Source organism: Streptomyces crystallinus (assembly GCF_039521265.1).
GTDB lineage: Bacteria > Actinomycetota > Actinomycetes > Streptomycetales > Streptomycetaceae > Streptomyces > Streptomyces crystallinus.
Map to the genome: position 1 here is coordinate 1 of NZ_BAAACA010000043.1, position 11,944 is coordinate 11,944.

At 71.2% G+C, this 11,944-nt stretch carries 12 protein-coding genes; 6 read left to right on the forward strand and 6 right to left on the reverse strand.

Annotation, left to right across the window (positions count from 1 at the left end; all coding sequences use genetic code 11):
- A partial coding sequence (locus tag ABD236_RS29020; RefSeq protein ID WP_344078675.1) for a thiamine pyrophosphate-dependent enzyme occupies positions 1-655 on the forward strand: 655 nt, incomplete at its 5' end.
- A gap of 27 nt (positions 656-682) precedes the next feature.
- On the opposite strand, the gene ABD236_RS29025 is transcribed toward ABD236_RS29020, so the two are convergent.
- Positions 683-1,090, reverse strand: a complete 408-nt coding sequence (locus ABD236_RS29025) for a winged helix-turn-helix transcriptional regulator (RefSeq protein WP_344078677.1) — start codon at positions 1,088-1,090, stop codon at positions 683-685.
- Positions 1,091-1,197: 107 nt separating this feature from the next.
- On the opposite strand from ABD236_RS29025, the gene ABD236_RS29030 reads away from it, so the two are divergent.
- The 4 genes from ABD236_RS29030 to ABD236_RS29045 all read left to right on the forward strand — a co-directional run bounded on the left by ABD236_RS29030 (position 1,198) and on the right by ABD236_RS29045 (position 5,666).
- The gene (locus ABD236_RS29030; RefSeq protein WP_344078679.1) at positions 1,198-2,055 is read left to right on the forward strand and encodes an NAD(P)H-binding protein; all 858 of its coding nucleotides are present in this window, start codon (positions 1,198-1,200) and stop codon (positions 2,053-2,055) included.
- Between the two features lie 273 nt (positions 2,056-2,328).
- A complete protein-coding gene (gene rarD, locus ABD236_RS29035) occupies positions 2,329-3,252 on the forward strand; it encodes an EamA family transporter RarD (RefSeq protein ID WP_344078936.1) in 924 nt (307 codons plus the stop codon).
- Positions 3,253-3,683: 431 nt separating this feature from the next.
- Positions 3,684-4,982, forward strand: a complete 1,299-nt coding sequence (locus ABD236_RS29040; protein ID WP_344078681.1) for a M28 family metallopeptidase — start codon at positions 3,684-3,686, stop codon at positions 4,980-4,982.
- Positions 4,983-5,072: 90 nt separating this feature from the next.
- Positions 5,073-5,666 carry a flavodoxin family protein gene (locus ABD236_RS29045; RefSeq protein ID WP_344078683.1) on the forward strand — a complete coding sequence of 198 codons (594 nt, stop codon included), beginning with the start codon at positions 5,073-5,075 and terminating at the stop codon, positions 5,664-5,666.
- Here the strand turns inward: ABD236_RS29045 and ABD236_RS29050 are convergent.
- From ABD236_RS29050 to ABD236_RS29065, 4 genes are all read right to left on the reverse strand, one after another.
- Positions 5,632-6,237 carry a TetR/AcrR family transcriptional regulator gene (locus ABD236_RS29050; protein WP_344078685.1) on the reverse strand — a complete coding sequence of 202 codons (606 nt, stop codon included), beginning with the start codon at positions 6,235-6,237 and terminating at the stop codon, positions 5,632-5,634. The two genes, ABD236_RS29045 and ABD236_RS29050, sit on opposite strands and share 35 nt — an antisense overlap.
- A gap of 166 nt (positions 6,238-6,403) precedes the next feature.
- Positions 6,404-7,342 carry an ABC transporter permease gene (locus tag ABD236_RS29055; protein ID WP_344078687.1) on the reverse strand — a complete coding sequence of 313 codons (939 nt, stop codon included), beginning with the start codon at positions 7,340-7,342 and terminating at the stop codon, positions 6,404-6,406.
- A complete protein-coding gene (locus ABD236_RS29060) occupies positions 7,329-8,411 on the reverse strand; it encodes an ABC transporter ATP-binding protein (protein WP_425543985.1) in 1,083 nt (360 codons plus the stop codon). The genes ABD236_RS29055 and ABD236_RS29060 overlap by 14 nt, the downstream gene beginning before the upstream one ends.
- A gap of 18 nt (positions 8,412-8,429) precedes the next feature.
- Positions 8,430-9,674, reverse strand: a complete 1,245-nt coding sequence (locus ABD236_RS29065; RefSeq protein ID WP_344078691.1) for a LolA family protein — start codon at positions 9,672-9,674, stop codon at positions 8,430-8,432.
- Between the two features lie 566 nt (positions 9,675-10,240).
- Between ABD236_RS29065 and ABD236_RS29070 the strand changes: the two genes are divergently transcribed.
- Positions 10,241-10,801, forward strand: a complete 561-nt coding sequence (locus ABD236_RS29070) for a hypothetical protein (RefSeq protein ID WP_344078693.1) — start codon at positions 10,241-10,243, stop codon at positions 10,799-10,801.
- A 22-nt stretch (positions 10,802-10,823) separates the two neighbouring features.
- Here ABD236_RS29070 and ABD236_RS29075 read toward each other — a convergent pair whose 3' ends face one another.
- Entirely contained in the window at positions 10,824-11,834 is a 1,011-nt protein-coding gene (locus ABD236_RS29075) for a polyprenyl synthetase family protein (protein ID WP_344078695.1), read from the reverse strand.
- Between the last annotated feature and the right edge of the window lie 110 nt (positions 11,835-11,944).

Sequence of the window (11,944 nt, forward strand, 5' to 3'; positions counted from 1 at the left end):
CAACCGCATCTACGGCCTCACCAAAGGCCAGTACTCCCCCACCTCAGAAACCGGCAAAATCACCAAGTCCACGCCGATGGGATCCCTGGACGCGCCCTTCAATCCGGTGTCGCTGGCACTGGGAGCCGAGGCCTCCTTCGTCGCCCGCACCATCGACTCCGACCGCAAACACCTCACCGAAACCCTGCGCCAAGCCGCCGACCACCCCGGCACCGCCCTCATCGAGATCTACCAGAACTGCAACATCTTCAACGACGGCGCCTTCGACACACTGAAGGACCACGAGCAGGCGCAGGACGCCGTCATCCGCCTCCAACACGGGGAGCAGATCCGCTTCGGCGCCGAAGGCCGCAAGGGCGTGGTCCGCGACCCGGCCACCGGCGACCTGCGGATCGTCGACGTCACACCGGCGAACGAGGCGGGGATCCTGGTGCACGACGCGCACGCCGTCTCCCCCACCACCGCCTTCGCCCTCTCCCGCCTCGCCGACCCCGACACCCTGCACCACACGCCCATCGGCGTCCTGCGCAGTGTCGACCGGCCCGTCTACGACACCCAGATGGCCGACCAGCTCGACCAGGCCATCGAACAGCGCGGCAAGGGCGACCTCGGCGCCCTGCTCACCGGCAACGACACCTGGACCGTCGCCGGTTAGGACCGCGGAGCCGGAGCGGCGCGGGCCTCAGCCGGCCCGGCTCCGGCTCCTGGCCTCGTCGTACGCGGCGCGGGCCTGTTCCACCTGGTCCATCCGTACGCCGGTCCACTCGGCGAGGGCCCGTACGCGCTCGGCGGCCTCGCGGCCCATGGGGGTCAGTGAGTAGTCGACGCGCGGCGGGATGACCGGCTTGGCGTCGCGGTGCACGAAGCCGTCGCGCTCCAGCGTCTGAAGGGTCTGGGTCAGCATCTTCTCGCTGACCCGGCCGACGTGCCGGCGCAGCTCACTGAACCGGAATGACCGTTCCGACAGCGCGAGCAGAACCAGGACTCCCCACCGACTGGTGACGTGCTCCAGCACGAGCCGGTGCGGACACATGGCCTCGCGGAGGTCCTCTGCTGCGGGCTGGGTGCCGCCCGGGATACTTACCGCCATACCAGTACCTTACTTCAAAGTGGGTACTTACGAAAGGTTAGCGCCATCCGTACGGTGAGTGGCACGGGGTTCCGCACGGGAACCCGGAGCCACAGGAGTCAGCAGCCATGAGCATCGTCGTCACCGGAGCCACCGGAGCCCTCGGCCGTCTCGTCATCGACGAGCTGCTCGCCACGGGGGTGCCCGCGGACGGGATAGCCGCCGTCGTACGGAACAAGGAGAAGGCCGCCGCCCTCGCGGAACGCGGTGTGGAGCTGCGGGTGGCCGACTACAGCGCGCCCGAGACGCTGACCGGGGCCTTCCGCGCCGGTGACCGGGTGCTGCTGATCTCCGGCAGCGAGGTCGGCCAGCGGGTGCCGCAGCACGCCGCGGTGGTCGCCGCCGCGAAGGAGGCCGGGGTGGCGCAGCTCGCGTACACCGGCATCCTCGGCGGGCCGGAGGCCGACTTCCGCCTCGCGGACGAGCACCGGGCCACCGAGCAGCTGATCCTCGACTCGGGGCTGCCGTACACCTTCCTGCGCAACGGCTGGTACACCGAGAACTACACCGCCCACCTGGAGCCGGTCCTGGCGCACGGGGCCGTCGTGTCCAACGCGGGCGAGGGCCGGGTGGCCTCGGCCGCGCGCGCCGACTACGCGGCGGCCGCGGCGGCGGTGCTGACCGGCGAGGGCCATCTGGGCCGGGCGTACGAGCTGAGCGGCGATGTGGCGTGGTCCTTCGCGGAGTACGCGGCGGAGGTCGCGCGGGCGACCGGCAAGGAGATCGCGTACCAGGCCGTGGCGCCCGAGGTGCACCTCGGCATCCTCACCGGCGCGGGGGTCCCGGCGCCGTTCGCCGAGATCCTGGTCGACGTGGACCTGGCGATCGAGCGGGGGCGCCTGGCGGGCACGTCCGGGGAGCTGTCGCGGCTGATCGGCCGGCCGACGACGCCGATCGCGGAGACGATCGCGGCGGCGGTGGCGTAGACGGCGGAGGAGACGGTGGTGGGGGCCGTGGTGGGGACTGTGGTGGAGACGGTGGTGGGGGCCGTGGTGTAGGCCGTGGCCTGAATCCGTCGCTCTGTGGTCAGGACCGTTTTCGGATATAGGGCATGACAGGTGTGGTTGCCTGGCGCTACCGTCGACTGCGTCGACGTGCGCGCGTCGACGTGCGCGCAGGGAGGGCCAGTGGCCGAGGAACCGGGAACCGCTGCCGGTGAGCAGCGGGCAGGACTGCTCTACGGAATCGGCGCCTACGGGATGTGGGGGCTGGTCCCGCTCTTCTGGCCGCTCCTGAAGCCGGCCGGGGCGGTCGAGATCCTGGCGCACCGGATGGTGTGGTCCCTGGTCTTCGTCGGCGCCGCGCTCCTCGTACTGCGCCGCTGGGCGTGGATCGGCGAGCTGGTGCGCCAGCCGCGCCGGCTCGCGCTCATCGGGCTCGCCGCGGCCGTGATCACGGTCAACTGGGGCGTCTACATCTGGTCGGTGAACTCCGGCCATGTCGTGGAGGCGTCGCTCGGCTACTTCATCAACCCGCTGGTCACCATCGCGATGGGCGTGCTGCTGCTCAAGGAGCGGCTGCGGCCGGTGCAGTGGGTGGCGGTGGCGACGGGCGCGGTGGCGGTGGTGGTCCTGGCCGTCGGCGCCGGGCGGCCGCCGTGGATCTCGCTCACCCTCGCGCTGACCTTCGCCACGTACGGGCTGGTGAAGAAGAAGGTGAACCTCGGCGGGCTGGAGTCGCTGGCGGCCGAGACGGCGATGCAGTTCGTGCCGGCGCTGGGGTATCTGGTGTGGCTCGGGGCGAGCGGGTCGGCGACGTTCGCGTCCGAGGGCGTCGGGCACGGGGCGCTGCTCGCGGCGACCGGGGTGGTCACGGCGGCGCCGCTGGTCTGCTTCGGGGCGGCGGCGATACGGGTGCCGCTGTCCACGCTGGGGCTGCTTCAGTATCTGGCGCCGGTGTTCCAGTTCGGGCTGGGCATTCTGTACTTCCACGAGGCGATGCCGGTGGAGCGGTGGGCCGGGTTCTCGTTGGTGTGGCTGGCGTTGACGTTGCTGACGTGGGATGCGTTGCGGGTTGCGCGGCGGGGGAGGGTGGCGTTGGCGGCGGCCGGGTTGCTCGTGGAGGCGGAGCCCCTCCCCGCCCCTTCCCTAAACCCTCCGGGGGTGAGGGTGGGCGAGGACTAGTCCCCGTCCCCGGACCCCTGTTGCGCCCGGCCTTCGTCTGCGGCTGAGTGGTGGGCTGGTCGCGCAGTTCCCCGCGCCCCCAGGGGGTCGGCCGCAGCCGGAGAACCCAGCTCAGCCACAGGCCTTTAGGGGCGCGGGGAACTGCGCGAGCAACCGGCCACGGTCCGCAGCCGAACGAGGGTTTCCAGGGGCGCGGGGAACTGCGCGAGCAACCCGCCGCCGCCCGCAGACGAACACCCCGCCCGGGGTGGAGCCCCCGGCCGTCCGCCAGAGGACTTAAGGGAACGGGTGGGGTGGGGTACGAAAATTCGGCCACCGACCGGTCACCGGACACCCGTGACCGAAATCCGTTCTTGACGGTGAATCAAACCCTCCCTGAACATCAGGCTCGCGTTTCCGTCCCATCCCCGAACGGAGTACGGAGCCCCCACATGCGCACCAGAACAACCCTCGCGGCCGCCGCCGCCCTCGCACTGGGCCTCGGCCTCGGCGCCCCCGCCGTACAGGCCGCGCCCCCCGCGGTCGCCGCCGCCCCGGACATACCGCTCGCCAACGTCAAGGCGCACCTCACCCAGCTCCAGCAGATAGCCAACGCCAACGGCGGCAACCGCGCCCACGGCCGGGCCGGCTACAAGGCCTCGCTCGACTACGTCAAGGGCAAGCTGGACGCCGCCGGGTTCACCACCTCCGTCCAGCAGTTCACCTCCTCCGGCGCCACCGGCTACAACCTGATCGCCGACTGGCCCGGCGGCGACACCTCGCAGACCGTGATGACCGGCGCGCACCTCGACTCGGTCACCGCCGGCCCCGGCATCAACGACGACGGCTCCGGCACCGCCGGTGTCCTGGAGGCCGCGCTCGCCGTCTCCCGCGCCCAGCTCAAGCCCGACAAGCACCTGCGGTTCGGCTGGTTCGGCGCCGAGGAGCTGGGCCTGGTCGGCTCGAAGTACTACGTCAACAGCCTGTCGACGGCCGACCGCGGCAAGATCTCCGCGTATCTGAACTTCGACATGATCGGCTCGCCGAACCCGGGTTACTTCGTCTACGACGACGACCCGGCCCTGGAGAAGGTCTTCAAGGACTACTTCGCGACCCTCTCCATACCCACCGAGATCGAGACGGAGGGCGACGGCCGCTCCGACCACGCGCCGTTCAAGAACGCCGGCATACGCGTCGGCGGCCTCTTCTCCGGCGCCGACTACACCAAGACCTCGGCCCAGGCCCAGAAGTGGGGCGGCACGGCGGGCCGCGCGTTCGACGCCTGCTACCACTCCTCCTGCGACACCAGCACCAACATCAACGACACGGCGCTGGACCACAACAGCGACGCCATCGCGTACGCGCTGTGGCAGCTGTCCACCGGCACCACCACCCCGCCCACCGGCGACGTCTACGAGAACACCACCGACGTCACCATCCCGGACTCCCCCGGCGCGGCCGTGACCTCGTCGGTCTCGGTGACCGGGCGTACGGGCAACGCGCCCTCCGCGCTGAAGGTCGGCGTGGACATCGTGCACACCTACAGCGGTGACCTGGTGGTCGATCTGATCGGCCCGAGCGGCAAGGCGTACCGGCTGCACAACTCCTCGTCGGACTCCACGCCCAACATCAACACCACGTACACGGTCAACGCCTCCACCGAGACGGCGAACGGCACCTGGAAGCTGAAGGTCCAGGACAAGGGGCCGCAGGACACCGGGTACATCAACAGCTGGAAGCTGACCTTCTGACCCGAGGACCGGGTCTACTCGGACTCGGTCTACCCCAATGAGTATGCGCGTGCATATACTGCACGCGCATACTTCATTCCTGGGGGAACCATGGCCACCGCACGCGCCGCCACTCGCACCTTCCTCTTCCTGCTCGGCAGCACCCGCCCCGGCGGCAACACCGAGGAGCTGGCCAGACTGGCCGCCGAGCAGCTGCCGGACGGCGCGGCGCAGCGCTGGCTGGACCTCTCGCAGCTGCGGCTGCCCGAGTTCACCGACCGGCGCCACGACGGCGAGGGGCTGTACGCCGACCCGAGCGGAGACGCGGCCACCCTGCTGGAGGCGACCCTGGAGGCCACCGACCTCGTCATCGCCTCGCCGCTGTACTGGTACAGCGTCTCCACCTCGGTCAAGCGCTACCTCGACCACTGGTCGGGGTGGATGCGGGTGCCGGGGCTCGACTTCCGGCCGCGGATGGCCGGGCGCACCCTGTGGGGCGTGACCGCGCTCGCCGGCGCCGACCAGTCCGTGGCCGACCCGCTGGTGGGGACCCTGCGCCACACCGCCGCGTACATGGAGATGCGCTGGGGCGGCGTACTGCTCGGCTCGGCCAACCGGCCCGGCACCATCGGCGAGGACACCGAGGCAACGGTCCGCGCCAAGTCCTTCTTCAGCTCGCGGCCGGAGCTCGCAACGCACGCATGACGTGCGCCACCAGCACGGCGATCCTGTCCGGCTCGTGGAACGGCCGCTTCAGCGCGTGCCGGTAGTACAGCGGCCCGTACAGCATCTCCACTGCCAGCTCCAGATCGGCGTCCGGCGGCAGCTGGCCCGCGCGCTGCCCGGCGGCCAGCCGCTCGTGCACCAGCGCGACGCGCGGTCTGACCAGCTCCTCGTTGACGGCCCGCGCCAGCGCCTCGTCGTGGAGCAGCTCGGACAGGATCCCGGTGTACGCGGGGCCGATCACCGGTGAGGTGAAGGCCCGCATCACGCTGGTGACATGCGTCACGATGTCCGCGTCGACGTCCCCCGTGTCGGGCAGCGGCGAGGTGCTGACCACGGCCTCGATCACGGCCTCCAGGAGCACCGCGCCCTTCGTCGCCCACCAGCGGTAGATCGTCTTCTTGCTCACCCCCGCACGAGCGGCGATGCCCTCGATCGTCACGCGCCCGTAGCCGTTTTCCGCGCAGAGTTCGAGGGCCGCGGAGAGGATCGCGCGGCGCGATCTCTCGCTCCGGCGCCGGGGGTTGGGGGCTGCGCGTGGCGACTCGGTCACGGGGCGAGTCTACGAGGACGGTCCGTAGCGTATTGACAGCGGAATGGTCTGCTCCAAGAATGTGCCGAGGAAACGGTACGTGTCGTGTCGAGCCGCCACGGGGGTCGGCTCGCACGACCGTTCCGTCCTTCTTCCGGGGACCGCCCCTGTCGGCTGCTCCGCCCGGTCAGGCCGTGATGTCCTTCGCCGTGAAGCGCGCCCAGGCCGCCGAGCCGAACACCACCACGTACAGCGCTTGCAGCTCCAGGTTCTTCACCAGCTGGTCCCAGTAGACCGGCACCCGCAGCAGGTCCGCGAAGGACAGCCAGTAGTGCGGGAAGAGATACGGCTGTATCGCGTGCAGCTGGGGGATCTGGTCCAGGATCTGCACGGTGATGAGCAGGCCGACCGTCGCCGCCATCGCCGCGACACCGCTGCCGGTGAGGGTGGAGACGAACAGGCCCAGCGCGGCCACACCGGTCAGCGACAGGGCCACCACCCCGGCGACGCCCAGCGCGCGCACCAGCCCTTCCGCGAACGATATCCGCGTACCGGAAATGGTCGTGACCTCGCCGAGCGGGAAGAGCAGCGCCCCGACGGCGAGCGCGGACGCCGCCACGACCAGCGTCGCCAGCAGACAGAACGCGAGGGTCGACGCGTACTTGGCGAGCAGCAGTCTGGTGCGCCCCGCCGGGGCCACCAGCAGATAGCGCAGGGTGCCGCTGTTGGCCTCGCCCGCTATCGCGTCACCCGCCACCACGCCGATCGCCATCGGCAGGAAGACCGGCAGGGTCGCGGCGAGCCCGGCGAAGACGAGGAAGAGACCGTTGTTGGTGATCTGCGAGATGAAGGCCGGCCCGTCACCGCCGCCGGGGCCCGCCGTACCGCCGCCGCGCGTCTCGATCTTCACGGCGATGCCGATCAGGATCGGGACGGCCGCCAGCACCCCGAGCAGGGCGAGAGTGCGCCACCGCCGCACGACGGTGACCAGCTCGGACCGGAAGAGGCCGAGCGTCCACAGGACACTGGGCCGCCGAAGCTCGACACCCGCGTGCTCGGCGGGCGCGGTGTCGGAGGCCACCGACGTCGGTACGTCCTCCGCAGTGTTCACCTCAGCCCGCGACATCGAACCCCTCCCCCGTCAGCGCCACGAACGCGTCCTCCAGCGAGGCCCGTTCGACCCCGAAGGCCCTCACCCGTACGCCGCCGTGCACCAGCGCGGCGTTGAGCTCCGCCAGTTCCACCTCGGCCGGCGGGACCTCGCCCGTCACCCTGTCGCCGTCCACGGTCACGTCCGCGATCCCGCGCTCCTTGAGCAGCCGGGCCGCGTCGGCCGGGTCCGGCGTGGTGACCGCGAGCCGGCCCCGGTCGCCGCCCGCGAGCTCGGCGACCTCGCCCTGGACGACCAGGCGGCCCTGGGTCATCACCGCCGCGTGCGTACAGACCTGTTCGATCTCGTCGAGGAGGTGCGAGGAGAGGAAGACCGTGGTGCCGTCGGCCGCGAGCTCGCGCACCAGGGCGCGGATCTCCCGCATGCCCTGCGGGTCGAGGCCGTTGGTCGGCTCGTCGAGGACCAGCAGCTTGCGGGGCTGGAGCAGCGCGGACGCCAGCCCGAGCCGCTGCTTCATGCCCAGCGAGTACGCCCGCGCCTTCTTGCCGGACGCGGCGGCGAGCCCGACCCGGTCCAGGGCGTGGGCGACGCGGCGCGCGCGGGTGCGGGGGTCGGCGGTCGGGTCGGCCGAGTCGTACCGTACGAGGTTGTCGCGGCCGGACAGGAAGCCGTACAGCGCGGGGCCCTCGATCAGGGCGCCCACCTGCGGCAGGACCGTGCGCCCGGCGCGGGGCATCGGGCTGCCGAGGACCCGGGCCGTGCCGGAGGTCGGCTCGATCAGGCCCATCAGCATGCGGATCGTGGTCGTCTTGCCGGAGCCGTTGGGGCCGAGGAAGCCGAAGATGCTGCCGCTGGGGACGGTGAGGTCGAGGCCGTCCACGGCCAGTTGGCCGCCTCGGTACTTCTTGGTGAGACCGCGGGTCTCGATGACCGATGGAGAGTTCCCCACCCCGCCCCTTCCCTTGCCTGGCGCTTCGCCCCAGACCTCCGTTCGTCTGCGGACCGTGCTCCCGTGTGCCGACACGGGTGGAAAAGGGGGGCCCGGGCCCTCGGGACGAACCCTCGGAGCCCGGGTCCCCCTCATCCGCTGCTGCTTCTTCGCCTACTTCGCCGCGTTCGCCGCGTTCACCAGCGCGTCCTTGGTCACCGCGCCCACGAACACCTTGCCGTCGTCCGTCACCAGCGCGTTGACCAGGCGGGTCTTGAAGACCGTGCCCGAGCCGAACTTGCCCGTGACCTTGTCGCCCAGCGAGTTGAGGAACTTCTGGGCCTCCGGCGGGACATCGCCCTTGCCGCCCTTGCCGGAGTGAGCGGACGGGATGCCCTTACCTCCTGGAACGTCGAGGCGGGCGATGGAGTTCCAGCCCTTCCCGAGGACATCGAGGCCCTTGAACCCGCTGCCCTCGGCGCCCTTGAAGCCGCGCTCGCCCCGGCCGCCGTGCGCCTTGCCGTCGTCCTCGGTGACCTTGGCCCCCTTGGGCGGGGTGAAGTCGAACGTCGAGGCCGCGGGCTTGCCGAAGTCGACCTTGGTGAAGCCCGCGTCGATCACCGCCCTGCCCCCGCCGGCCGGCGCCAGCGTGAACTTCAGCGGCACACCGCTCTTGGCGTCCACCGCGATCCGGATCGCGCCGATGGTCGAGCCGGACTGCTTCGGCTTGATCACCAGCTGGTACGCGTCCCGGCCGGCCACGTGCGAGGTGCCGTCGACGGTCACCGAGGTGGTCGGGTCGACCGACTTCAGGGCCTGCTCGGCCAGCGCCTTGGGCGTGGTCGGCAGGGACTCCGGGACCTTGCCGTGGCCCTTGGCCGGGCCGCCCCCGAGCTCCTTCTTGCCGTCACCGGCCCGCTTCGAGTGGTACACCTCGTTCGAGGCGCTGTCGTACGCCCACACGTCGTCCCCGCTGTGGACGACGCTGTACTCCGACGCCTTGTCGAGCACCGACAGCTTCTGCTTGTCCGGGCCGTCGGCGGCGACGCGCAGGGTGTGCGAGCCGGAGGCGAGCTCCATCAGCTTGCTGTCGGGCGAGGCGGAGGAGCCGCCCTTGCCGCCGCCCTTGGGGGCGAAGGAGCCGAGGCCGCCGAAGGACGGGAGGCCCAGGTCCGTCTTGATCTTCACCGTGCCGGAGAGCTGCTGGGCGTCCGACGCGGCGACCTTCTCGATGAGCTGCTGTGCGCTGATCTTCGGCAGATCGGGGTCACCTGAAGCCGCGAGCGCCGGGACCAGCCCGATGGTCGCGGCCGCCACCCCCGCCACCCCGACCGGGACCAGATACCGCGCGGCCTTGCGCCGGCCCGCGACGAGGTCCCCGGCCTCCTCGGTGGTGTGTGCGCTGTCGTTCGGTGCCATGTGTGCCTTACCTCCGTGGTCGGCGGCGTCCGTCCGTAGTGCTGCGCTCTGTCCACCCCGCGCCGCCATTCTCACCCGAATTGGTCAGGAGTGGTGTTCTCAATCTGACCAAATCAGCCGCCGCCGGGCGTCCCCCCTCGGGAGCAACCTCGTGTACCTCTCTGGGATGACACGGGCCCGTACAACCTCCCCCGACCAGTAGGGGTTGTACGTCGCGTACCTGTCAGAAGCGTCAACTCCGCCGAGGCCACGCGCGATTGCCAGCGGCAGGGCGTCAACGCCCTTCGAGACCGCCCGGATTGAGCGCCCTCCCTGCGCGCCCGGCGCACAAAACCGCCCGCTGGGCGCAGCGCTCCGATCCGGCCGCCGGGGCCCGGGCGGCGGTGCGGGACCCCGCGCTCCCGATCGCCCGCCGTTTCGCCAGGTATGCGACTGTCTGCACAGTGCCACCGGCACTCAATAGTGTGACCTGGGTCACACTATCGACAGTTCGGGTGTTCGAGTCGCTTTGGGCCGGAATCCGTACACCTGAGTAAGAGCAACCGGCACCACCAAAGGGGATCGCCATGCTCAGCGTCCACCGCATCGCCGTCGGCGCGGCCGCCGGGACAGCCGTCCTCGCGCTCGCCGCCACGGGGTGCGGAAGCAGCAACGACAGCAGCAAGACCGAGAAGCCGTCCACGACGGCACCGGCGGCCCCGCGCCCGACCGCCCCCACCCTCAGCGCCGCCGAGGTCGACAAGGTCGGCACGGTCGTCACGGACGGCGGCGGATACGTCCTGTACCGGTTCGACAAGGACACCGCCAAGCCGTCCCACTCGAACTGCCTGGCCGCCTGCGCCGCGATCTGGCCCCCGGTCCCCGCCACCGACGCGCTGACGGTCAAGGGCGTCGACAAGGCCCTGGTCGGCACGGTCGCCCGCCCGGACGGCAGCACCCAGCTGACCCTCGCGGGCTGGCCGCTCTACCGGTACGCCAAGGACGACGAGCCCCACGAGGCGTACGGACAGGGCGCCGGAGGCACCTGGTTCGCGATCACCCCGACCGGCGGGAAGGCCACCGCCGACACGGGCGGCGGCACCACCTCCGGCGGCGTCAGCACGCCGCCGGGCGGCTCCGGGTACTAGGACCGGCCGACGCGGACGGGATCTAGCCCGCCCGGTGCACCACCGCGTCGCACAGCTCCTCCAGAGCCGCCTTCGCGTAGCACTCCGGCAGCGGGGACAGCGTGGCGCGGGCCTCCTCCGCGTACCGGACGGTGTCCCTGCGGGCCTGTTCGAGCGCCGGGTGCACCCGCAGCCGGCGCAGCGCCTCGGCGTGCCGGGCGTCGTCCGTCAGATCGCCGTCGAGCAGCGCCACGAGCTCCAGGTCGTCCGGGCGGCCGTACTGGGCGGCCTGCGCCCGCAGGTGCAGGACCGGCAGCGTGGGGATGCCCTCGCGCAGGTCGGTGCCGGGGGTCTTGCCGGACTCGTGGGAGTCGCTGGCGATGTCCAGCACGTCGTCGGCCAGCTGGAACGCGGTGCCGAGCCGCTCGCCGTACTGCGTGAGGATGTCCACGACCGACTCGTCGGCGCCCGACATCATCGCGCCGAACCGGCCGGAGACGGCCACCAGCGAACCGGTCTTGCCCGCCAGCACGTCGAGGTAGTGGTCCACCGGGTCGCGGCCGTCGCGCGGGCCCGCGGTCTCCAGGATCTGGCCGGTGACCAGCCGTTCGAACGCCTCGGCCTGGATGCGGACGGCCTCCGGGCCCAGGTCGGCCAGTATGTGCGAGGCGCGGGCGAACAGGAAGTCGCCGGTCAGGACCGCCACCGAGTTGCCCCAGCGGACGTTGGCGCTGGGCACCCCGCGCCGCACCTCGGCCTCGTCCATGACGTCGTCGTGGTAGAGCGTCGCCAGATGCGTCAGCTCGACCACCACCGCCGAGGGCACGACACCCGGCGCGTACGGGTCGCCGAACTGCGCGGCGAGCATCACGAGCAGCGGCCGGAAGCGTTTGCCACCCGCGCGCACGAGGTGCTGCGCGGCCTCCGTGATGAAGGGGACCTCGCTCTTGGTGGCGTCGAGCAGGCCCGCCTCGACTGCCGCCAATCCGGTCTGGACATCGGCTTCAAGAGCCTGGTCCCGCACGCTCAGCCCGAACGGCCCGACGACGGTCACGAGGGGTACTCCTGTCTGCTGACGATCACACGGATTGTCGATGTGTCGCTGCCTTCACTCAAGTCAGCGTATCCGGTCGCTGTTCGATCACCGCTGGCGCCTTCCCGTCA

Bases quoted from the DNA above. Each gene is read 5' to 3' on its own strand.
- ABD236_RS29025 (WP_344078677.1), bottom strand. From the start codon at position 1,090: ATGGCGGTAAGTATCCCGGGCGGCACCCAGCCCGCAGCAGAGGACCTC.
- ABD236_RS29030 (WP_344078679.1), top strand. From the start codon at position 1,198: ATGAGCATCGTCGTCACCGGAGCCACCGGAGCCCTCGGCCGTCTCGTC.
- rarD (WP_344078936.1), top strand. From the start codon at position 2,329: ATGTGGGGGCTGGTCCCGCTCTTCTGGCCGCTCCTGAAGCCGGCCGGG.
- ABD236_RS29040 (WP_344078681.1), top strand. From the start codon at position 3,684: ATGCGCACCAGAACAACCCTCGCGGCCGCCGCCGCCCTCGCACTGGGC.
- ABD236_RS29045 (WP_344078683.1), top strand. From the start codon at position 5,073: ATGGCCACCGCACGCGCCGCCACTCGCACCTTCCTCTTCCTGCTCGGC.
- ABD236_RS29055 (WP_344078687.1), bottom strand. From the start codon at position 7,342: ATGTCGCGGGCTGAGGTGAACACTGCGGAGGACGTACCGACGTCGGTG.
- ABD236_RS29060 (WP_425543985.1), bottom strand. From the start codon at position 8,411: ATGAGGGGGACCCGGGCTCCGAGGGTTCGTCCCGAGGGCCCGGGCCCC.
- ABD236_RS29065 (WP_344078691.1), bottom strand. From the start codon at position 9,674: ATGGCACCGAACGACAGCGCACACACCACCGAGGAGGCCGGGGACCTC.
- ABD236_RS29070 (WP_344078693.1), top strand. From the start codon at position 10,241: ATGCTCAGCGTCCACCGCATCGCCGTCGGCGCGGCCGCCGGGACAGCC.